Origin of the sequence: Chitinophaga sp. CB10 (assembly GCA_001870995.2) — a bacterium.
Lineage (GTDB): Bacteria > Bacteroidota > Bacteroidia > Chitinophagales > Chitinophagaceae > Chitinophaga.
This window is the reverse complement of the sequence record MLAV02000013.1, coordinates 92,396-113,532: the sequence shown is the minus strand read 5'-3', so window position 1 is coordinate 113,532 and position 21,137 is coordinate 92,396. Positions and strand designations below refer to the sequence as shown.

At 50.6% G+C, this 21,137-nt stretch carries 20 protein-coding genes; 9 read left to right on the top strand and 11 right to left on the bottom strand.

The window, feature by feature from the left end; translation table 11 throughout:
• Positions 1-139: 139 nt before the first annotated feature.
• Together BOC67_RS18145 and BOC67_RS18140 are read right to left on the bottom strand one after the other, a co-directional pair.
• Positions 140-1,711: a trypsin-like peptidase domain-containing protein gene (locus BOC67_RS18145; RefSeq protein ID WP_291912125.1), complete on the bottom strand. Its 1,572-nt coding sequence runs from the start codon at positions 1,709-1,711 to the stop codon at positions 140-142.
• 223 nt (positions 1,712-1,934) lie between these two features.
• The gene (locus BOC67_RS18140) at positions 1,935-2,933 is read right to left on the bottom strand and encodes an acyl-CoA reductase (protein WP_291912124.1); all 999 of its coding nucleotides are present in this window, start codon (positions 2,931-2,933) and stop codon (positions 1,935-1,937) included.
• Between the two features lie 93 nt (positions 2,934-3,026).
• On the opposite strand from BOC67_RS18140, the gene BOC67_RS18135 reads away from it, so the two are divergent.
• From BOC67_RS18135 to BOC67_RS18120, 4 genes are all read left to right on the top strand, one after another.
• Positions 3,027-3,374 carry a 4Fe-4S dicluster domain-containing protein gene (locus BOC67_RS18135; protein ID WP_291912122.1) on the top strand — a complete coding sequence of 116 codons (348 nt, stop codon included), beginning with the start codon at positions 3,027-3,029 and terminating at the stop codon, positions 3,372-3,374.
• A 210-nt stretch (positions 3,375-3,584) separates the two neighbouring features.
• The gene (locus tag BOC67_RS18130) at positions 3,585-4,574 is read left to right on the top strand and encodes a D-alanine--D-alanine ligase (RefSeq protein ID WP_291912120.1); all 990 of its coding nucleotides are present in this window, start codon (positions 3,585-3,587) and stop codon (positions 4,572-4,574) included.
• Positions 4,575-4,610: 36 nt separating this feature from the next.
• A complete protein-coding gene (locus BOC67_RS18125) occupies positions 4,611-5,426 on the top strand; it encodes a PASTA domain-containing protein (RefSeq protein ID WP_291912118.1) in 816 nt (271 codons plus the stop codon).
• A gap of 47 nt (positions 5,427-5,473) precedes the next feature.
• Positions 5,474-5,779 (top strand): rhodanese-like domain-containing protein, encoded by a 306-nt coding sequence (locus BOC67_RS18120; protein ID WP_291912115.1) that lies wholly within the window; start codon positions 5,474-5,476, stop codon positions 5,777-5,779.
• 334 nt (positions 5,780-6,113) lie between these two features.
• Here BOC67_RS18120 and BOC67_RS18115 read toward each other — a convergent pair whose 3' ends face one another.
• A complete protein-coding gene (locus tag BOC67_RS18115) occupies positions 6,114-6,287 on the bottom strand; it encodes a hypothetical protein (RefSeq protein ID WP_291912113.1) in 174 nt (57 codons plus the stop codon).
• A gap of 48 nt (positions 6,288-6,335) precedes the next feature.
• Here BOC67_RS18115 and BOC67_RS18110 point away from each other — a divergent pair, with 48 nt between their 5' ends.
• Positions 6,336-7,088, top strand: a complete 753-nt coding sequence (locus BOC67_RS18110; protein ID WP_291912111.1) for a hypothetical protein — start codon at positions 6,336-6,338, stop codon at positions 7,086-7,088.
• Between the two features lie 53 nt (positions 7,089-7,141).
• On the opposite strand, the gene BOC67_RS18105 is transcribed toward BOC67_RS18110, so the two are convergent.
• From BOC67_RS18105 to BOC67_RS18075, 7 genes are read right to left on the bottom strand one after another with little or no spacing between them, the layout of a single operon-like run.
• Entirely contained in the window at positions 7,142-7,531 is a 390-nt protein-coding gene (locus tag BOC67_RS18105; protein ID WP_291912109.1) for a RidA family protein, read from the bottom strand.
• A gap of 21 nt (positions 7,532-7,552) precedes the next feature.
• Positions 7,553-8,632, bottom strand: coding sequence for a hypothetical protein (locus BOC67_RS18100; RefSeq protein ID WP_291912108.1), 1,080 nt, complete (start codon positions 8,630-8,632; stop codon positions 7,553-7,555).
• Positions 8,633-8,692: 60 nt separating this feature from the next.
• Positions 8,693-9,886: a hypothetical protein gene (locus BOC67_RS18095; protein WP_291912107.1), complete on the bottom strand. Its 1,194-nt coding sequence runs from the start codon at positions 9,884-9,886 to the stop codon at positions 8,693-8,695.
• Between the two features lie 11 nt (positions 9,887-9,897).
• Positions 9,898-10,782 carry a GMP synthase gene (locus BOC67_RS18090; protein ID WP_291912105.1) on the bottom strand — a complete coding sequence of 295 codons (885 nt, stop codon included), beginning with the start codon at positions 10,780-10,782 and terminating at the stop codon, positions 9,898-9,900.
• Between the two features lie 37 nt (positions 10,783-10,819).
• A complete protein-coding gene (locus tag BOC67_RS18085) occupies positions 10,820-11,920 on the bottom strand; it encodes a carboxylate-amine ligase (RefSeq protein ID WP_291912103.1) in 1,101 nt (366 codons plus the stop codon).
• Positions 11,921-11,966: 46 nt separating this feature from the next.
• Positions 11,967-12,923, bottom strand: coding sequence for a hypothetical protein (locus tag BOC67_RS18080; protein WP_291912101.1), 957 nt, complete (start codon positions 12,921-12,923; stop codon positions 11,967-11,969).
• A gap of 3 nt (positions 12,924-12,926) precedes the next feature.
• Positions 12,927-13,634 (bottom strand): alpha/beta hydrolase-fold protein, encoded by a 708-nt coding sequence (locus tag BOC67_RS18075; protein WP_291912099.1) that lies wholly within the window; start codon positions 13,632-13,634, stop codon positions 12,927-12,929.
• 62 nt (positions 13,635-13,696) lie between these two features.
• Between BOC67_RS18075 and BOC67_RS18070 the strand changes: the two genes are divergently transcribed.
• From BOC67_RS18070 to BOC67_RS18055, 4 genes are all read left to right on the top strand, one after another.
• Positions 13,697-14,449, top strand: coding sequence for an alpha/beta hydrolase-fold protein (locus BOC67_RS18070; protein WP_291912097.1), 753 nt, complete (start codon positions 13,697-13,699; stop codon positions 14,447-14,449).
• A gap of 338 nt (positions 14,450-14,787) precedes the next feature.
• The gene (locus BOC67_RS18065; RefSeq protein ID WP_291912095.1) at positions 14,788-15,549 is read left to right on the top strand and encodes a prolipoprotein diacylglyceryl transferase; all 762 of its coding nucleotides are present in this window, start codon (positions 14,788-14,790) and stop codon (positions 15,547-15,549) included.
• Complete coding sequence (locus BOC67_RS18060; protein WP_291912093.1) at positions 15,542-16,963, top strand: radical SAM protein; 1,422 nt, start codon at positions 15,542-15,544, stop codon at positions 16,961-16,963. Before BOC67_RS18065 ends, BOC67_RS18060 begins: the two co-directional genes overlap by 8 nt.
• 276 nt (positions 16,964-17,239) lie before the next feature.
• Positions 17,240-17,515 (top strand): hypothetical protein, encoded by a 276-nt coding sequence (locus BOC67_RS18055; RefSeq protein WP_291912090.1) that lies wholly within the window; start codon positions 17,240-17,242, stop codon positions 17,513-17,515.
• 73 nt (positions 17,516-17,588) lie between these two features.
• Here BOC67_RS18055 and BOC67_RS18050 read toward each other — a convergent pair whose 3' ends face one another.
• On the bottom strand, positions 17,589-20,795 hold the full coding sequence (locus BOC67_RS18050) for a TonB-dependent receptor (protein WP_291912088.1): 3,207 nt from the start codon (positions 20,793-20,795) through the stop codon (positions 17,589-17,591).
• Positions 20,796-21,137 lie beyond the last annotated feature (342 nt).

Sequence of the window (21,137 nt, the reverse complement as noted above, 5' to 3'; positions counted from 1 at the left end):
TCTTATTTTGATCATGGGTTTTCATAGATATGGCTGATTGCCTGTGAAGTTTTTTTAAGCGTACAGGTATTGCTTAAGATGAAAAGGGCCGCAGTTGCGGCCCTTTTTGTGTTTTGTTGTTATTTTTTGGGGGGAGAGATCAAAAGCTTTCGCTGGTGCTTCCGCCCGTTTTAATATTATAGTAGTAGATATTCGTGCTTTTTTCAGGATACAATCCTATCAGCTGTACGCTCCCTTTACGTTCCAGTACTTTGGCCAGTTCCTCCGGGGAAGTAACTGACTGGTCGCCGGCTTTGATGATCAGGAAGCCCGGCGCCATGGTGGTCTGCTTTTTCAGGATACCGTTGCCGATATTGCTCACCCATACGCCCCCACGAATGCCGAGGCGGCGGGCATCGTCCTTATCCAGCGAAGTGAGGTCCGCGCCCAGGCGGTCCAGCACGGTGGTCCTTACCACGTCCGTATTGCCGGCTAGGTTGCGGAGGATCACGTTTTCAGCAGTGTATTCCTTATTGTTGCGCAGGTAAGTGATGCTGATCTTGTCGCCTGGTTTGTAACGGGCAATCTGCTCGGTCATCTGGGAAGGACCAGGGATCGGCGTACCGTTGATGCGGGTGATGATATCCCCTGCCTTCAGACCTGCCGCTTTAGCGGAGCCGTTTTCAACCACTTCAGTCACCTGCACGCCGGGAGCATCCCTTCTTACGCCAAGGTCTTTCAGCTGATCGTCTGTCAGGGAGGCGATCACGGAGCTCGGCATATAGGTAACGCCCAGGTATGCACGCTGTACGTTACCGTACTTCATCAGGTCGTTCACCACTTTCTTAATCAGGTTTACCGGAATCGCGTAGGAGTAGCCGGCATAAGAACCAGTTGGGGACGCGATGGCAGAGTTAACGCCGATCAGCTCACCGTTGGTGTTGATCAGTGCGCCGCCACTGTTACCCTGGTTTACGGCCGCATCGGTCTGGATAAAGGATTCAATAGCGCTGTTGCGGGAACCGCCGCTTTTGTTGATACCAATGGACCGGGATTTCGCGCTCACGATACCGGCAGTCACCGTAGCATCGAGGTTTAAAGGATAACCAATGGCCAATACCCACTGTCCGATCTCTACATTGTCAGAGTTACCGTAGAGCAGGTAAGGGAATCCGCTACCTTCAATTTTGATCACAGCCAGGTCCGTGCTGGGATCCGCGCCGATCAGCTTTGCCTTATACGTTTTCGCGCTGTTGCTCAGCGTAACGCTGATCTCATCCGCATCGTCAATCACGTGGTTGTTGGTCACAATGTAACCGTCATCGGAGATCAGCACCCCGGAACCGCTGGCCATCTGGCCGGGAATATAGTAACGGCGGCCATCTCCGCCTCCGTTGAATTCATCGCCGAAAAACTCGTCGCCGAACAGATCCTGGAGGATGGAGCGCCTGCGCTGCAAGCCGTTTGTAATCTGGCGGGGATTGATCTTTGTTTTGATATGTACTACACCGGGTACAGCGGCTTTTGCAGCAGCTGTGAAATCAGTAGGAGGGACAGCACTGCCGTTTTCAGTACCGGGCATGTAGCGGGCATAGTTCACAGGGATCTCTGTAGAGCCATTCTGATAAATACCTACCTGCCTGGGTTGGAAATATTTGCTGTACACAAATATGGAGGCAGAAGCAGTCACAATGCTGATACAAACAATTGTAACGATTTGCTTGAATTTCATATTATAGTGTGTTTAGCTATAAGAATAAATTTGTAATACGCTGCTGGCAATTTTAATGCCTTGACTACAAATTTAATAGTCGGCCTGAATCAAATATCCCATACAGGATTCACTTTAACAGATTTTTATATCAATCGTTAATTTAAAGTAAAGTAACCCCATGCGGGTACTGACAGGGATGCATTCACTACCTGTCAACTTAACAACTGCGGGCGACATTTTGTTAGATACCCAGCATAAACGCCATGGTATCCACCCCGTCCGCATAATCCTTCAGAGAAGGTTGCTGCGCATAGCCGAAAGGCGTGAAGTCCTTGCCTACGAGGCATTGCAGCACTTCGTTCTGTCCCAGCTCCGCGGCAAGCGCCTGCTTGTCCGTATAATAACCGTAGTGCAATACGCTCAGTGGACTGAAGAGGGATTCCGCTTCGTGCAGCAGCACCGTTCCGTTGGTGAGGTAAGGACTGTTGTTGAGCAGCAGCAGGGCCAGGTTATAGTCGTAGTTATTTTTGTATTTGTGATGGTCCATCAGGTAGCTGTATTTGTTCAGCGCCTCCAGCAGGGGCTGGAAGTCATATCCCTGGGGAACAAATATTTTGGTCACATTACGGCAGCCCAGGCCAAAATAGAGCATGATATCGTCCGCGAGGGCATCCAGCTCGGCCGGAGTTTCCTCCCCGGTCAGCACTGCGGCAGAGGTGCGGTTGTGGCGGATAATGTGCGGGTATTTGGCAAAGTAGTAATTGAAGTAACGGGCAGAGTTGTTGCTGCCGGTGGCGATGTAGGCGTTGCAGTCCTTGAGGATGTCCAGCACCTCCGTCTGTCCGCCTATTTCAGGGTACCATTCCTCCATTTTCTGCAGGATGTGCCGCATCAGGACCTCGTCCTTACCGGATAATTTCAGTTTTACCTGGTGCCCGCTGATGAATCCGCAGAGCCAGTCATGGAAGCCAACCAGCGGGATATTGCCGGCGGATACGATCCCGATTTTGGCGGGAGTACGGGGCTGGGCGGCGGCAGGGTAGGCCTGCAGCCATTCCTTCAGCCTGGCGGGTTCAAGAAAGTATTGGCAGATATTGTCCAACGCTTTGTCGATGAAGGCCGGGATAAACCAACCATTGGCGATATAAGCCCTATCCTTTACCGCTACCCATTCAGGGCTGTCTCCGGCCAGGTATTGGCCCAGGCGCACCAGCGCTGCTTCTTTTTCTGCTATATTCATGAATCTTTATAAATAATGACTTGATTAAACCGGGAATATTTTATTTTTGTCCACAAAATTAATGGCTTACTACTTAAACAAAAAGTTTACTCTATGGCAATTAAGATAACAGATGAATGTATTAACTGCGGCGCTTGCGAACCTGAATGCCCAAACAATGCAATATATGAAGGCGGAGTGGAATGGGCCATTGCTGACGGTACCAGTGTAAAAGGGGCCTTCACAATGATGGATGGCAGCGTCATGGATGCTGACCAGCGTAATGCGCCAATTAGCGTAGATACATACTATATCGTTCCGAATAAATGTACTGAATGCCAGGGTTTTCATGAAGAGCCGCAATGCGCTGCTGTTTGCCCTGTAGACTGCTGCGTTCCGGACGAAATGTACCAGGAAACAGTAGAAGAACTGCTGGGTAAGAAAGAAAAGCTGCACATCTAGTTAATATTATTCAAAGGAAGCTAGAGCCGCTCTGGAATGGTGCCAGGGCGGCTTTTTTTTGCGGGTTATGGGGGATAACTTTTTGTTATGGGTATTTTCCTGCCCGGCTGCTTATCTTTCCGGGTTAATCCCGGATCATTTCCACCGCCCCCGCCTCTTGCACGGCAAAAAAGTTTCCTTAACTTTACCGGCTTATTGCTCAGACATCTTATGAAGAAAAATATAGCTTTAGTTGCCGGCGGTTATTCCGGAGAGTACGTAATTTCAGTGCAAAGCGCTGTAACGATTGAAAATAATCTGGACAGCAGCAAATATGCCGTCTATAAGGTAATCATCACCCGCGAAAGCTGGTCTTACACCGCCCCGGACGGCGCTGTGTACGAAATCGACAAGAACGATTTTTCCCTGACGATCAATGGCAATAAAATAAAATTTGACGCCGTATTCATCGGCATCCATGGCACCCCCGGCGAAGATGGCCGCCTGCAGGGCTACTTCGAAATGCTGGGCATCCCGTACACCAGCTGCGGCATGGTAACCTCCGCCATCACTTTCAACAAAAGCTATTGCAATAAAATAGTGGCAGCCCTGGACGTAGTGAACGTATCCAAATCCATTCACATCTTCCGCGACCAGCCGTACGACACTGCCGATATCCTTACCAAACTGCGTTTACCCCTGTTCGTGAAGCCGGCAGAAGGCGGCAGCAGCATCGGTATGTCCAAAGTGAAAACGGCGGAAGAGCTGCAGCCGGCTATAGACAAGGCTTTTAAGGAAGATTCCCAGGTGCTGATCGAAGAGTTTGTGAAAGGCCGCGAGCTGACGATCGGTATGTACCAGGCCGGCGGTAAGCTAAACGTGCTGCCTATCACAGAAGTAGTTAGCAGCAAGGAGTTTTTCGATTATGAAGCCAAATACACCCCGGGCGTTTCCAACGAAATCACCCCGGCCCCCGTACCGGCCGAAATCATCAGCCTGGTGCAGCAAACAGCGGCTAAACTCTATCATTTACTGAACTGCCGTGGTATTGTGCGGATCGACTTTATTTGGGATGATACCAATAATAAACTATTTTTCCTGGAGGCTAACACCATGCCCGGCCAGTCTGAAAACAGCCTGGTGCCACAGCAGGTACGCGCCGCCGGAAAAACGCTGCAGGAATTCTACGGCGCCGTACTGGAAGAAGCCATGGCAAAGTAACCTGTAACTGATTTATCACTTTTAACGTAATAAACTGTGTTTGATTTTATTACCAAACGATCTTTCCTTGTCAACTTACTGGCGGTTATAGCCATGTTTTTCCTGTTGGCAGTGATCTTTTTCTCGCTGCTGCCTGTCATTACCAAACACGGCGAACAACAAACCGTGCCGGACGTAAGAGGGCTCAAACTGGATCAGGCTATCTCCAAGCTGGAAGCTGCCGGCTTTGAAGCGGAAGTAAGGGATTCCGTATATATCGACAGTATCCCCCCGCTTGCCGTATGGGCCCAAACGCCGGATAAAGGGGCAGTAGTAAAGGTGAACCGCACCATCCACCTCACGGTGAACAAAACGGTGGCGCCAATGGTAGCCATGCCTGACCTGGAAGGCCTTACCTTCCGCAGCGCCGAAATGATGCTGAAAAGTATGCGCCTCAACGTAGGCGATACCATCTATAAACCGGACTTCGCCACCAACACCGTCCTGCAGCAGCTGCTGAACGGCCGTACCCTCAAACCGGGTACCATGATCCCGGAAGGTACCAGTATTACCCTCATCCTCAGCTCCGGCCGTGGAAACGTGGAAAACCCGGTGCCTGATTTCATCGGCCTTACCTTCGCGGAAGCCCGTGAAATCCTCAGCGCCAGCAGCCTCAATATTGGCTCCGTGATCATCGACTCCAACGTAAGCGATACCGCCAACGCCTTCGTGTACAAGCAGTATCCTACCCGCAAAAATGAGATCGGCGATTTCAATATGGTGCGTTCCGGCGAATCGGTAGACCTCTACCTCTCCGCCACCAAACCAGTGAAAGATTCCACTGCTCCGGCGCCTTCAACAGAGGAGGAATAGGCAAAAAACCTTAATTTTACCCTTACAATCATTAAAAAGAATACTATATGCAAAACATAACAGCTGAAGAACTGAAAGCCCGCCTCGACGCCGGTGAAGAACTGATCCTCGTGGACGTTAGAGAGCCGCACGAGCGTGCAGAATTCAATATCGGTGGTATCCATGTACCCCTGGGCCAGATCCAGATGATGCAAATCGATGAGCTGGAAGGGCTGGAAGATAAAGAGGTGATCGTGTACTGCCGTAGCGGTAACCGTAGCGGTCAGGCAGCCATGTCCCTGGAAACACAGGGTTTCAACAATGTGGTGAACCTGGCAGGCGGCATGCTGAAATGGAGAGAAATTTACGGTTAATCGCCGTTTTTTGAGATAATTATCAAGTAAAAAACCGGTTGGTATTTCTGCCATCCGGTTTTTACTTTTATGGAAAGATCGTTTTAATACAACCTATACTTAAATGAAATTTAAAAAGTTAGCCTGGCTGCTCCTATGTATGCCCATTGGTGCGTTTGCACAGACCGGCCTCCAGTTGGCCACAGACCAAAATAATGCAACCACAAATCAGTTATTCATAACAGGAAAGGGAAAAGCGCCCGCGTCCGGCCTGGGTTTAATGATAGGCCACGATGATGCAACCGCAGAGAGCTTTTTGTTTTCGAAGAACCTGAACACAGGCGCAAACCTGCCCTTAATCCTGTGGGGAGCCAACATAGGTTTCAATACTGACCAAACGGTCAGGTTCACGGCAAACACGCGCGGAAGCCTCTTTATGTTTGATGAGCAGGCAGGAGGAAGAAGCCTTATGGTTCTGGATGCAAACGGTGGAGATGCTTTGGGGATGGACTATTTCGCTATCTCTCATTATGCTGGTTTACAGGGAGTGGAAATGGGGACATTTAACGCAGCCCCCATGAAATTTCTAACAGGCAATACCAGGCGTATGACCATCACTGCTGATGGTTTTGTGGGAATTAATACCGAATCTCCAACCCCGGGATATATAATGGATGTAAATGGCCCTTCCTATATCCGGGGTACACTGCGTTCCGGCGGTTTTCTTGAAAGCTCCATCCCCGGCAAATGGGTGGACGCGGCAGGGAATACCCAGGATAACGGCATCGGGGGAGCGCTGCGGTTGATAGATCCGACCAAAACGCAGCCCGGAGAAGCTAAGGAATGGGTGTTGTATAATATGTCAGGCGTATATGGTAACAGCCTGCAATTCTGGAATTATGATAATCTCGGATGTGCTGCGGGAGGGATGTGCCAGGCACGAATGGTATTGATGGATGATGGCAAAGTAGGTATTAATACGCCGCGGCCCACAGAACAATTGTCAGTAAACGGGACCATCCTCGCCAGGCGCATCCGTGTCAGTACCAACGCTGCGGACTGGCCGGATTATGTATTCGCCGATAACTATCAGCTGCCCTCGCTCCAATCCGTGGAGGCCTTCATCCGCGAGCACAAACATCTCCCCGAAATACCCTCAGCGGCCACAATAGAAGAAACAGGCCAGGATTTAGGTGAAATGCAAAAACTGCAAATGCAGAAAATAGAAGAACTCACCCTCTATATCATACAGCAAAACAAGCTGATAGAAGCGCAGAACAAGCGCATAGAGATAATGGAAGCACAGCTGGCGGAACTAAAAAAGCATTAACTGCATGCTCACATCCCGGTGTATATCAGCGCCGGGATGTGAATTTCAGCCGCCTACCGCTCCTGCTTCACCGCCGTCACCTCTATCTCCACCAAATACTCCGGGTTAATCAGCTTACTCACCTCCACCATCGTCGTTGCAGGCTTGATCGCCTGGAAAAACTCCCCATGGGCGCGGCCATATTCCTCCCACTGACTGATATCCGTTACAAACATCCGCGTACGCACTACATCATGTAAAGTAGCGCCGGCGCGCAGCAGTACGGCCTCTATTTTGGCCAGCACAAATTTCGTTTGCTCGTAAGGGTTACCCGGCGCTACCACCTTCCCCTCATCTTCTGCCACCGTGCCGGAAACCTCGATGATGTTACCTACCTGGACAGCCCTGCAATACCCTACTTTCTCCTCCCAGGTGGCGCCGCTGGCGTAATTGGTACGTGTCATAACTGTTTTTTTACAAAGATACTATTTACTATCTGCGGGGGTATTGCGGAATTTTACCACTTTCCCCAGCAAGTCAAACCAGAAAGGCGCGCCCAGGCTGATCGCCATGGCGGTGATGGCCCAGCCGGCTATTACCAGCCAGCCGTTGGACTGGTAAGGGTGGGAGAGGCCGTACGGGTGGGCAGGACTGAACTCGCGGTGAATACCCAGCACGTTGCGGGCCTCGCCGGCATCGTTGCGGAGCATGGCATATACGCCTATCACGGCCGTATCGCCCACAAAGGCTTTCAGCGAGGTGTCGTTGCGGAGGAAGGCGCTGTCCTTATACAGGAGCCGGTGTTCCATGAGCGTGTCCATGGCCGGGCCGTAGCCATAACTGTGGCTACTGGCCAACTGGACCATTTCCTGGCGCACCGTTTTATCTTTCAGCAGAATTTTCGCAACAGCAATGGTGTCTACATTAAAAATACCCGCCACCATAAACCCGATGACCAGCAGCCAGGTCTGGCAATGCTTGCGGTACCAGCTGCTGGCGCGTTGCATGGCTTCGTTGAACCAGTTTTCCAGCTGAATGCGGAAAGCCGGTATGTCCTGCTGCGCGTCGGCAAATAAATTACGTATATGCGTGAGCGTATTTTTTCCCAGCCCCAGGCTGTTCTCTTCCAGCGCAGCCGCAACGGTAGCGCTGTCCGTATCCCTGGCGGCAGTGCTGTTGCGCAACAGGTGTACGATAGTCTGGGAAAAGGTGGCCGGGTTGATGTACGCAGGCCGCGAGGAGGCGGTATTTTCCCCCAGGTACCGGATGGAAGGGGAGTCGTAAAACTTTTTCAAAACAGGAGCGTCCGCAAAGGGTTTGAAATAATGCACCACACTCCATCCTTTTTCATAAAACCAGGTGAAAAATGTGAATTTTCCGAAATATCCAAGGTCTTCCCGGCGCCGGTCCTCATCCAGCATGCGGCGCAGGCCTTTGGTCAGGATGCGGGCGCGCAGGCCCAGCGCGCGGGCGATCATCTCCTGTAAAATCGTTACAAAAAGGCTGTACAAGAGGTATATAAATACCAGCCCCAGGGCAACATCGATGGCAAGGTTACTAAACATAGCATAGGTATTTGGGTCAAAAATAGGGACGCGCTGCGCAGGGTATCTTCGTACCCGGCGCTAATATTCAAAAAAGCAGCAGCTGCCGCCTACCCAGGTGTCGCTGTTGTTGAAGCCGACGCCAATCATTTTTCCTTTACTCAACCGGGATAAATTATGCACCAGCATAGGCCTGGCGGCGCCGTCCGGCCAAAAGTATATCATGCGGATCTCGCAGATGGCATTGCCATTGGGCGTTTCAATAATAGGGGCATAGTTCACCCGGCGTTGCAGAATCCAGTTCTCCGGGTCTTTGATAGCCTCAATGTCCGCCTTGGTAACGTCGATTTTCACGCCCTGCCCTGCAAAGGAGAACAAAGGCTTGAGTACGTAATTTTCCAGGTCGGCGGGGATTACCGGCAGTTGATCCAGGTACCAGCTTTTCGGGATATAATCGCTGTGCAGCAGCGGCATGGTAAACTTGCTGATGCGGTAAAACCAGTTCGGATGCGTTACCCACTCCACATCCAGCTCCTGGAAAAGATTTACATGCTGGCCCAGCTGCTCCTGCTGCCGCAGCAGATCGTCGAAAATAATGCGGTTGTAAATACGTTTCACGGGCGTCAGTACCCCGTCGCGCATATAAAAGAGGCGGTTGCCTTCCTGTATGAGCGCCGTGATACAAACCGGCCGTATGCCGAGGTACTTCTCTGTCGCGTAAAAGTCGATCCGTGTTTTTTGCTCTTCCGGCTTCACCTCCAGGAGGATCACTTCCTCCGGGGCATGATCCCCTACTATCATCTGCCGCAGCAGGTCGTAGTATTGCCGGTCGTCCAGGTGGTTGAAGTAATTGTTCAGCTCCCCGGGAATGTTGAAATGCTTCCGGAAGTTGCCTGCCATGACCTGCTGAAAGGCATTCATGGTAGGGAAGCCCTGCAGCTCGATCAGCTGGGGCTCCGGCTCTCCGCTCTCATTGCGGGTAACGGCAAAATCGATGACGATAAAATGAGGATGGTCATTTTCCTTCGGTACCCGCAATGTACTTGGGATAGCCGCTTCCGTTAGTTGTTTAAAATCCGGGCGCAGTATAACGTTCACGATTTCTTCGCAGGCTTGTACCAGTTTGGCGGTTAGGGCCGCCGGCACAAACACGGGCGTTTCCGCTACCCTGAACGCCGGCGCTACGCCAGCTTCTTCCGCCATTCCCTGCAGGAAGTTACGGTAGGCGGTTTCGGTAAAATGGTTGTTATACGCTTGTCGGACGGACGGAATCATATGTTTATCGCTTAGAAGAAAGTATTTTTATCATCGTTGTGAGCCGCCACCTGCACGCTTCTTTCAATAGCGGCAAGGCGGTCGCTGAGCGCGCCGTAAATGGCGTAATCCAGGAAGGCAGTGATAAAGCGGTCGTGCGTAAGCATGATCTTATCCGGATCGGTCAGCTGGGTAAGCATGCTTTCGTATTTTTCTATCCCGTGATGGGATACCACCTGTTCTTTCTTTTCTTCCTGTTGGAGATACATGTGCATGCCCGCGGCATCCGCCTCGGGATGGAACTGTGTACCGATGAAATGTTCGTTAAACCGGATGGACATGGTAGCTCTTTCCAGCGGCACATGCGGCCGCTCTTTTTCGATGGCCAGCACCTGCGCGCCCATGGCGGCAAGATTGGCTTCGTTCAGCTCAATCACCTGCCAGTTGCGGGAGTCTACGATATAAAACGGGTCCGGAAGGGCGCCGAATACCTTTTCCTGCATCCCTGCTTCCGTCTTGTGAACGGGAAAAACGCCGAAGGCGGGGGATTTACGTCTGCACACATTCCCTAACTTATAATAACGGCACATGATCTGGTAGGAGTGGCAGATGAAGAGCATGGGCTTTTTCACTGTTTCCGTTTTATTCCAGGCCATGAGGTCTTCCACCAGCCTGAAATAAGCGGTTTCCCAGTCGCTGCCTTCGCTGTCTACCGGGCTACCGGGGCCACCGGTGGAAATGTAAATATCATAAGAGGTATCGGGTACCTGCTGTTGGATCCTGACTTCAAACTCATCGAAGGTCAATTGAAGCGAATGCATTTCTGCATATTTCGTCAGAATCTCGCGTATGCAGCGCATACCCTCGTTGGGCACGCCTTCATACATATCCAGCACGGCTATTTTAACGTTTCGCATAGGGCAAAATTACGAATTCGCCGGGAGGAATGCTGCATTAGCAGTTCACAAGAAATTGCTGTTGAATGAAATCGGTAACGGCAACGAGGTCCTTTGTGTCCTCATAAACCAGCAGCTGCCGGTCCGCGCCGGTGCCGTTTTCCAGGATGTGATGGGTGGCGGCGATCACTTCGCGGCTGCCGAGATCGTCTACCACATCGTCGATGAAGTCGAGCAATTCCCCGATCAGGGCGCGGGTGTTCACTTCCACTTCCTTCCCGAAATCGATGAGGTTGCCGTCAATGCCATAGCGGGAGGCCCGCCATTTATTTTCATTGACGAGGGCGCGGTTGTAGATGATGAAGTTGAGGTTCTGCATGCGCAGCTTGTAAATTTTAGCGCATACCGCCTGGAAGAGTCCTGCCAGGGTGATGGTTTCGTCTACCGTCATCGGCACATCGCAGATGCGGAACTCCACGGTATTGAAGAAGGGGTGTACCCGGAGGTCCCACCATACTTTCTTGGCATTATCAATACAGTTGGTTTTTACCAGCAGCTTGATGTAGTTATCGTATTCCTCGATGCTGGCAAAATAATCCGGAATACCGGTGCGGGGAAATTTATCAAACACCTTGGTGCGGAAGGATTTGAAGCCGGTGTTACGGCCTTCCCAGAACGGGCTGTTGGTGCTGAGGGCAAAGATGTGCGGCAGGAAGTAACGCACGGAGTTGGCGATATGCAGCGCCATTTCCCGGTTTTCCATGCCTATATGTACATGCAGCCCAAAGATCAGGTTGGAGCGGGCAGCATCCTGCATTTCATTCACAATCTCAAAATACCGCGGATGGTCCGTGATCAGCTGTTGTTCCCAGTGGCTGAAGGGATGCGTGCCGGAAGCGCCAATGCTGAAGCCCAGGTCCCCGGCAATCTGGGAAATGGTTTTGCGTAGCAGGGCCACATCCTTGCGGGCTTCGTGGATATTGGCGCACACCTGCGTGCCTACTTCCACCACCGCCTGGTGAAATTCTGCTTTTACCTGGTCGTTAATCACCTTGTGGGCCTGTTCTACGATCTTTTGTTCATGCGATCTCAATTCACGGGTAACGGGGTCCATTACCATGTATTCTTCTTCTATACCCACAGTGAACGCATTGTACATATCTGCTGCTGTTCTTTTATTTTGTACACAAATGTATGCCGGGAAATCAATCGGCAGAATTTTTTTTCATAATACCGGGAGAGATGAATTTGCCCCAGGTCAGGTTATCACGGCCGGGCTCCTGTGCTATCGCTCTTTCAATGGCGTATTGCGCGCTGGTTTCCACCACCCACTCAAAATTCTCCGCGCCGATGGAGTGAATATCCGCATCTGGCGCGGGGTTACAGAAGTCGATCGCATAAGGTACCCCATCCCTTACGGCAAATTCTACCGTGTTAAAATCATATCCAAGATATTGGTTCAGGGAGAGGGTAGCCGCCGTTATACTTTGGAGCAGCGTATCGCTCACGGCAAATTCCGCCTGGTACCGGGCGTGGTGTGGGTTCCGGGGATTGTACGGCATAATATGGACGTACTTGCCGCCGATGCAGTAACACCTGAAATAGGCAGTAAAATCAATTTCTTCCTGCAGCATCATCACGAGCTGGCCTGTTTGCTGGTGTACGGCAAAGAACTCTTCCTTGCCGGCAAGCTGGTAAACATTCCGCCATCCGCCGCCATCATAGGGCTTCAGGAAGGCGGGGAAACCCACGTAGTCGAAGATGGCATTCCAGTCAAACGGGTATATCAGGTTCCGGAACGATTTTTCATTGGTATTATCCGGATGCCGGAAGGAGGGCAGCAACGCGGTTCTTGGCACATGCACCCCTATTTTCTCCGCAAGGGTATTATTAAAAAATTTATCATCCGCACTCCACCAGAAGGGGTTGTTAATGACGGCTGTGCCACCGGCGGCGGCATTTTTGAGATAGGCCCTGTAAAACGGGACATCCTGGGATATACGATCCACTATTACGGCATAATCACTGGTATCTCCCTGTAAAACCTTATCTATGGTTACAAACTCCGCAAAAATCCCCGGGGGATTCTTCCTGTTGACGCGGTCGATGAATGCCTGCGGAAAGGTGTTTTCCTGTCCGAATAAAATGCCGATCTTTTTCATTGCTTAACGGATTAATGCGAGGTAGCCTGGCAGCATGGCCTTCCAGGTAGCCCAGTCGTGGGTGGTTCCCGGCCGGATGTCCAGCCAGTGGGAAATATTTTTTTGCGCCAGCATGCCGGACATCTGTTCGTTCTGCGCGCGGGTCACATCATTGTCGGCCACGCCGAGGATAATGCCCATGCGCCACAGCGCCTCGTGCTGGTTGCCTGGCAAAAAGTCGGCCGGATTGCTGAAGTACACATTGTCATCATAATGCCCGTCCACCCGGGATTTAATATCGAAGGCGCCGCTGAGGGAAAACAGGTAACTCACGATTTCCGGGTGCCGGAAGGAAAAGGAGGCGGCATGAAACCCGCCGAAACTGCATCCGGCAGTGGCAATGCGGCTATACCCGGTTTCCGCCGCTATCCTGGGATAGACTTCCTCCATCAGCAGGCGGTCGTAACGGGTATGGTTATACGCTCTTTCAGCGGGCGGAATATGTTTATTGTACCAGCTGCTCGTGTCGAAACTATCCGGGCAGTACACCTTGATCCTGCCCTGTTCTATAAACCAGCGGATCGACTCGATCAGGCCCATGTCCTTGCTTTCGTAGTACCTGCCCATGGAGGTAGGGAACAGCAGCAGGGGATAGCCTGAGTGGCCAAAGACCAACATCTCGAATTCCCTGTCGATACTGGGCGAATGCCATTTATAGAAGTTTTCCGTCACGATAGTAGCTTTGTCTAAATTTAAAAAAAAGTTTCGTCACTTGAATATCCTTACCTTCAAATATGCTCAGGAATGATTTCGTGTATGCGCCCCGGTTGAACAGGGAAGTAGCGCTGGATATATACCAGTACAGCGATTTGCCGCAGGCGCTCCTGCTGGTAAACGATGGTCAGGAGTTACGGAAGATGCAGATTTCTTCATTATTAGATAACACCCGGGCGCCGGTGGCGATCGTAGGCATCCACGCCGGCCCGCGGCGGCTGCAGGAATACGGCATTGCCGGCTATCCGGATTTTGCCGGCAATGGCGCGGAGGCGGACCGGTACTCGGCTTTCATCACCGATACCCTGCTTCCTTACCTGTACCATGCAAATCCAGGCTGGAAAGGCCTGAAGCTCGGCTTTGCCGGTTTTTCCCTGGGCGCGCTTTCCGCGCTGGACATCGTCTGGCGGCATCCGCAGCTATTTTCCTTTGCCGGCGTGTGTTCCGGCTCCCTCTGGTGGCGGGATGTTCCGCTGGGCCCCGGTTATTCGGACGAAAAGCATCGTATCATTCACCGCATTATCCGCGAGGATGCATTCAAACCCGGCCTGCAATTCTATTTTGAATGCGGCACGGAGGACGAAACGGCGGACCGTAACGGGAACGGGGTGATTGATGCGATTGATGATACGCGGGATTTGGTGCAGATCCTGCGGGATAAAGGCTATACCGCGGTTTGGTACGACGAAATTCCCGGCGGCCGGCATGATATGGCTACCTGGGAACTTGCGCTGCAGCACCTGTTACAACTGCCCTATTTCTCCGGCGGATAATAAGTAATCATCTCTTGCTGCCTGCCTTGCGCGGTATTATTATCCGCCACCGGCATGGATGCTCCGGCCTTTGGCCGGTTTTGTATTATTATTTAGGGAAAGATTTAGTGTTGGCGGGGTCTGTAAGGCTACGGCCAGGCCCCTGCAGTTGCCGCAGTATTCCGTTTGTATCCGGGAATCCTGCCCGCTCCGGTCCTTCCGGAGGGAATGTTTCCATTTTGTACCTGGTTTCCTTATGAGTTGCTTCAGCAACCGGGTGGGTTTCATAAGCTAACGTTCCGCAGTAATATTTTATTTTGATGGGGGAAATGCTAAATTGTGGTAAATCCTGAAAAACGTTGCAATTTCCAGTATTTGTCAACCTGTTAAAATTACATTTGCCCCTGCACGCCGTTACAGAAACCCTCGGCATGTTCATCGGCTTCCGCTACTTCCTGTACCTGCGGCGCAAGCAGGGCGATACGGTGCCACAGGGCAACCGGATATGGGCTATTATCGGCGCTATATTCGGCGCTTTGTTCGGCAGCCGCATCCTCGGCGCGCTGGAAAATCCCCCGGCACTGTTGAACACAGATAATATTATCTTCTTTATATACCAGCATAAAACTATTGTAGGTGGCTTGCTCGGCGGATTAATAGGAGTAGAGCTAACCAAAAAAATGATCGGTGAAAAGCATTCCACCGGCGACTTGTTCGTATATCCGCTGATATTGGCGATAATCATTGGCCGTATCGGCTGTTTCAGCATGGGCGTGTATGAGGAAACCTATGGCATCCCCACCACGCTGCCCTGGGGGATGTACCTGGGGGATGCGTACCCGCGGCATCCGGTGGCCCTATACGAAATAGTGTTCCTGGTGGCGCTATGGGTAGCGCTGGCTGCCATCAGCAGCCGGTACCGGCTTGTCAGCGGCGGGCGGTTTAAACTTTTCATGATTGCGTACCTGCTGTTCCGGTTCCTGCTCGATTTTATCAAACCCGGATTCCGGTTCTCCTTCGGGCTGGGATCTATTCAAATAGCATGCTTGTTGGGGTTATTATATTATGCGCCCACTATTTTGTTTCCAAAGCGTTTAATCCAAAAAAGTATTTATGCCTGAGAAAAATTACACCTACTACGATTTTACCGTAAGCATCTGCAGTACCTGTTTACGGCGCGTGGATGCCAAGGTGATCTTTGAAAACGACCATGTGTACATGGTCAAACGCTGCCCGCAACACGGCATGGAAAAAGTCCTGATTGCTACCGATATTGACTACTATAAAAACACCCGCAATTACAACAAGCCTTCCGAAGCGCCGCTGAAAGCCAATACGGATACGCATTATGGCTGTCCGTATGATTGCGGCCTTTGTCATGACCATGAGCAGCATTCCTGCCTGAGCGTTATTGAGCTGACGGACCGCTGCAACCTGACCTGCCCCACCTGCTATGCCATGTCGTCCCCGCATTATGGCCGGCATCGTACGCTGGAAGAAATAGAAAGAATGCTGGACATTATTGTGGAGAATGAAGGGCAGCCGGATGTAGTGCAATTGAGCGGGGGCGAGCCTACCATTCATCCCCAGTTCTTCGAGGTGCTGGATATCGCCAAAAAGAAGCCCATCAGGCACCTGATGGTCAACACCAATGGTATCCGTATTGCGAAGGACAAAGAGTTTGTTGCCCGGCTGGCTACCTATATGCCGGATTTTGAGGTGTACCTGCAATTCGATTCCTTCCGGCCGGAAGTACTGGAACGTATGCGTGGCAAGGACCTCACAGATACCCGCTTACAGGCCATCGAAAACCTGAATGAATGCAACCTCAGCACCACGCTGGTGGTTACCCTGCAAAAAGGCCTCAACGACGATGAGATGGGCGCCATCATTGACTTCGCGCTCAAGCAACGTTGCGTGCGGGGCGTTACCTTCCAGCCCGTGCAGGTGGCCGGCCGTACGGAAGATTTCAATCCCGCTACGGACCGCATCACGCTGACGGAAGTACGCCAGCGGATATTGGAGCAATCACCCATCTGGCAGCCTAACGACATTATACCGGTGCCTTGTAACCCGGATGCCCTGGCCATGGCTTACGCCCTGAAAATCGACGGACAGGTGTTCCCGCTTACCCGCTACGTGGACCCGGCCGAGCTGCTGAATAATTCAAAGAACACCATCGTATATGAGCAGGACCAGCAGCTGCACCAGCATGTGCTGAAGATATTCAGCACCGGCATCTCCACGGATGCCGCCGTGTGCGATATGCAATCGCTGCTCTGCTGCCTGCCACAGGTACAGGCGCCGGGGCTGGATTATAATAACCTGTTCCGCATTGTGATCATGCGTTTCCTGGATGCCTACGACTTTGATGTACGGGCCATCAAAAAATCCTGCGTACATATTGTACACAAGGATGGCAGGATCATACCGTTTGAAACAATGAATATGTTTTACAGGGATGACAAGGAGGAGTACCTCAAACAGCTACAGCAGGAGCGGGCGCTTATCCCGGATGGTATCACCATTAAATGATTGCCCATGAGCGATTTTCTGAAACAGACTCTGTATTTTTCATTGATACCGATAGGAATAATGCTGCTGCTCTTTATGACAGGGGAAGGAGGCCCGCTGGTAGTACCTGTTTTATTTTGGGTACTGGGAGGCTATTTTGTAGGGGGCTTGATATCACTGGCAACCGGGCGAAAGGAAACCGGCAAGGCGTTGTTGCTGAGTTGCGGGATACTTTTTCTCATAGGACTGTCTACCTGCGGGTTAATTCTCCTGAACTTTAACTAAACCACTACCTATATGAGCGAATTTCTGAAAAAGACCTTGTACTTAACCCTGGCGCCACTTGGATTGGCATTGCTGATCTGTATGGTCGATGCTGTGGCGGTCCTGTTTGCCGGCATGCTGCTGGCAGCAGTAGTAGCGGGATATGCCCTGGTAGGTGTTATTATGATTATTACAGGGGGAGAGGAAACCGGCAAAGCGTTGTTATTGAGTGCCGGCATTATTTTACTGGTAGGGTTATCCACCTGCGGGCTTATAATAAGTCACCTGAAGCTGAGAGGAATGCATTAATGATATGGATAAGGATAAAATAAAAAAGCCGCTGCAGATGCAGCGGCTTTTTTAATGATATATCCGTTCCGGATTAGAAGATATATTTCAGACCCAGTTGCATACCCCATGTGCTGGTGGTAGTAACGATGTCTGAAGTTGCAAACGCGTTGTTTACGTTCGACATTCTGTAGGTAGCTACACCGTTAGCATTCACTGAAGCCACCTGCAGTGGGTTTACGAATGTAGTTTGTTGTTTAACGCCCCAGTTTTTATTCAGGAGGTTAGGTACGTTCAGCATGTCAACCACGAGTTGCAGGGTGTGACGTGTACCACCTTTGGAGGTGATGAAGAAATCCTGCAGGAAACGTGCATCCACTCTGTTATACCAGGGCAGTAAAGCACCGTTTCTTTCAGTGTACTGTCCTTTGTGTTTAGAGAGGTATTTGTTGTTGTTAACAAAGCGGTCGTAAGCAGCCTGTTGTTGTTCAACAGTGGCTGTTACCACGCCGGCATTGTTGGTGATAGGTGCAAAGTTGATGTCAGAACCTTTGGCGTAAACGAACATCAGGTCGTTAGAGTTCAGACCGTCGCTGTTCAGGTCACCGTTGGTATAGAAGGTGTAACGGCCCTGGTTTTGTCCTTCGTAGAAGAGGGACAGGGTAGAAGCGAAGTGCTTGGCGTATTCTTTACGGTAGGAAACGCTGGCCACAACGCGGTGAGGTACGGCATACTGCGAGTTATACAGTTCGATGCTGTTAGCGCCGTTACGGGTTACGTTTGACTGGTAAACAGAAGTAGCCTGGTTGCCTGGGTTACCGGTTACGTCCTCAGCTTTGGTGAAGGTATAACCTACGGAACCGTACAGGCCATTGCTGAAGGATTTGGTTACCTGTGCAGTTAAGGCCATAGAGTAGCCTTTGTTGGTGTTGTCCATTACTACTACAGTGCTCAGTGCAGGAGTCGGGAATTTAGCCGCGCCTGTTTGAGTAGATGGGTAGTATGGTCTGCTGTCACCGTTGCTGTTCAGGGTGCCGGTTGGGTTTTTCAGGTTACCGTTAAACATCCTGATAGCGTTGATGTCTTTGGTGAACATCGCGTCGAATGTAGCAGTAAAGCCTGCGCCCAGGGTTTTATCCACACCGATGTTGGTTCTCCAAACCTGTGGGAATTTGAAATCACGGCTTACAAATACCGGTGCACCCGTTACGGTTGTTGGAGGGGTGGTAGGGAATTTGTTCAGGTAAGCGGATGGGTCAGGGTTGAAGGTGATACCCGCCAGGTCAGCAGCTTTATTCAGCACTGCACTGTACTGGTACATACCTGAGTTGGTAGGCATATTCGTCAGGAATACGAAAGGTATTTTACCTGTGAAGATACCGGTTCCACCACGCACGATGAGGGATTTATCCTCTTTCACATCCCATCTGAAACCAAATCTTGGGGACAGCAGCAGGCGGCTCTTAGGCCATTTGCCAGTAGTGTAGTGAGTAATATTACCATCCTGGTCTACAAAATCAAGCGGCGTGTAAACCGGGTTTTCCAGTGGCTGTTCCAGGTACACCGGAATATCGCCTCTCAGACCCAGGGTCAGTTTCAGCTTGTTGTTCACCTGGTACTCGTCCTGTACATAAGCACCGATCTGGCCGATTTTCAGCTCAGCAGAATAGACAGCCGGTTTGCCAGGGATGAGCGAGTAGGTGTTGGAGTAATAGATTGGCGCCCTGTCGTTCATGAAGTCATCCAGGCTGCCATAAGCGTAGTAGCTGGAAGAACCAGGCATGAACATGTTACCCACTTTCTGGTATTCGTAAGTCAGACCAGCAGTAATGGTATGTTTACCGGCATAGTAAGTGAAGTTATCGGTAGCGGTGAATACGTTATTGATAACGTCGTTGTTGCGGGTAAACGGATCAGTACCAAAAGAAATGAAGTTATTGCCAGCGCCGTCGAAGATATCAACAGTAGGGAAAGGACTACTGAAGGAGAAACGGGTATCCTGGTTTTTGGTATAAGTCAGGATCAACTGGTTAGATATTCTGTTGGAGAACGCACTGTTCAACTCGATGGTCGCAGTCCTGGAAATGTGATCTGTACCGTAGTTGGAACCGTTGAAAGACATTGAATTCTTGCTGAACCTGTTGAATGGCAGCCTGGTGATAGTACCTGTTCTGCCTGGTACAGTCATGCTACCGGCGCCGCTGTTAGGAACGGAGCTACCGTTGAGCGGGCTGTTATCAGATCCGCTGAAATCACTATACTTCAACGTCAGTTTATGAACGGAGTTGATGTTCCAGTCGATTTTAGCGAGGATCTTGTGGTTTTTGGTTTCAAAAGCCGGGAAGTTATCATAAGCGCCAGGATCATAACCATATTTGGTGATCAGGTAGTCGTGTACAGTTTTCAACTGATCCAGGGTAGTAGTGGAAACGTTGTCACCAGTTCTGCCAGGAGCGCCGGCCAGGAAGCCAATACCAGGAGATTGGGCTCTTTCAAACTCCGCACTTGCAAAGAAGAAGAGTTTGTTCTTGATGATCGGACCACCCAGGGTAGCACCAAAAATCTTGTTTTCAGTTTGAGATTCAGGTACTTTGGCGTCGCCTACGTTTTTACCATTGAAGCTCTGGTCACGGTAGTAACCATAAGCGCTACCGTGGAATTCGTTTGTACCGCTCTTAGTAACGGCATTAATACCGGCGCCGGTAAAACCAGATTGTCTTACATCGAAAGGCGCGATATTAACAGAAATTTGATCATAAGCATCAAGAGAAATAGGGGAAGCACCGCCACCTGGCAGCGGATCGCTGCTGAGGCCGAAGTTGTTGTTCAGGTTAGCACCATCCACCTGCAGGTTGTTTAAACGACCGTCGCGGCCACCAAAGCCATTACCGTTTGCCTGAGGAGTAAGGCGGGTGAAGTCGGTAATGCTGCGGGTTACAGTTGGCAGCGTGGTTAACTGTCTGGTGTTGATGACAGTAGACATACCGGTCTTGTTCTGGTTGAGGGCATTACCTTTAGAGCCCACAACATTTACAGTCTGTAAATCCTGACCGCTGGAAAGCGTCTGGTTCAGCACGAAAGGTTCACCCAGGTTGAGGCTGAGCCCTTCCAAAACGACAGTCTTGAAACCAATAAAGCTGATTTCAACTTTGTACGGGCCGCCAATGCGCATACCCGGAATTGCGTAGTTACCACCGGTACGGGTTACTGTACCATACACCGTTCCTGATGGTACGTGTGTGGCTTTTACCGTGGCTCCGATTAATCCTTCGCCTTTGTCATCCTTGATAGTACCCGTCATGCTCGACGTGGTAACCTGACCAAAAGTAATGAGGGAAAGGAGTAAAAAAGAAAATGTTACAAGTAATTTTCTTAATCCCATGATTCCAGAAATTTGATTCATGGCGCAAAGATGCGACATTCTCATGGTTAAATTTTAACTCTATATTAACTTTTCGTTAAGCAACTTGTGGATAACTTATGTGACCCCAAAAAATTTGAAAGCTATTTAGGAAAACTTTTCAAGACCCGTGGTTTAACTAATATTCCCACCAAAATTTAGCCGCCATCAAATTGTCGTTTCTGTTAATGAATGGTTAAAGCGGAACGCTTAAACTTTTACAGGGTTTCATTTGTTATATCC

Coding starts and splice junctions, on each gene's coding strand:
- BOC67_RS18070 (WP_291912097.1), top strand. CDS start 13,697: ATGCTCAGGAATGATTTCGTGTATGCGCCCCGGTTGAACAGGGAAGTA.
- BOC67_RS18130 (WP_291912120.1), top strand. CDS start 3,585: ATGAAGAAAAATATAGCTTTAGTTGCCGGCGGTTATTCCGGAGAGTAC.
- BOC67_RS18060 (WP_291912093.1), top strand. CDS start 15,542: ATGCCTGAGAAAAATTACACCTACTACGATTTTACCGTAAGCATCTGC.
- BOC67_RS18080 (WP_291912101.1), bottom strand. CDS start 12,923: ATGAAAAAGATCGGCATTTTATTCGGACAGGAAAACACCTTTCCGCAG.
- BOC67_RS18145 (WP_291912125.1), bottom strand. CDS start 1,711: ATGAAATTCAAGCAAATCGTTACAATTGTTTGTATCAGCATTGTGACT.
- BOC67_RS18090 (WP_291912105.1), bottom strand. CDS start 10,782: ATGCGAAACGTTAAAATAGCCGTGCTGGATATGTATGAAGGCGTGCCC.
- BOC67_RS18115 (WP_291912113.1), bottom strand. CDS start 6,287: ATGAGAGATAGCGAAATAGTCCATCCCCAAAGCATCTCCACCGTTTGC.
- BOC67_RS18095 (WP_291912107.1), bottom strand. CDS start 9,886: ATGATTCCGTCCGTCCGACAAGCGTATAACAACCATTTTACCGAAACC.
- BOC67_RS18110 (WP_291912111.1), top strand. CDS start 6,336: ATGAAATTTCTAACAGGCAATACCAGGCGTATGACCATCACTGCTGAT.
- BOC67_RS18055 (WP_291912090.1), top strand. CDS start 17,240: ATGAGCGAATTTCTGAAAAAGACCTTGTACTTAACCCTGGCGCCACTT.
- BOC67_RS18100 (WP_291912108.1), bottom strand. CDS start 8,632: ATGTTTAGTAACCTTGCCATCGATGTTGCCCTGGGGCTGGTATTTATA.
- BOC67_RS18140 (WP_291912124.1), bottom strand. CDS start 2,933: ATGAATATAGCAGAAAAAGAAGCAGCGCTGGTGCGCCTGGGCCAATAC.
- BOC67_RS18050 (WP_291912088.1), bottom strand. CDS start 20,795: ATGACGGGTACTATCAAGGATGACAAAGGCGAAGGATTAATCGGAGCC.
- BOC67_RS18120 (WP_291912115.1), top strand. CDS start 5,474: ATGCAAAACATAACAGCTGAAGAACTGAAAGCCCGCCTCGACGCCGGT.
- BOC67_RS18135 (WP_291912122.1), top strand. CDS start 3,027: ATGGCAATTAAGATAACAGATGAATGTATTAACTGCGGCGCTTGCGAA.
- BOC67_RS18085 (WP_291912103.1), bottom strand. CDS start 11,920: ATGTACAATGCGTTCACTGTGGGTATAGAAGAAGAATACATGGTAATG.
- BOC67_RS18105 (WP_291912109.1), bottom strand. CDS start 7,531: ATGACACGTACCAATTACGCCAGCGGCGCCACCTGGGAGGAGAAAGTA.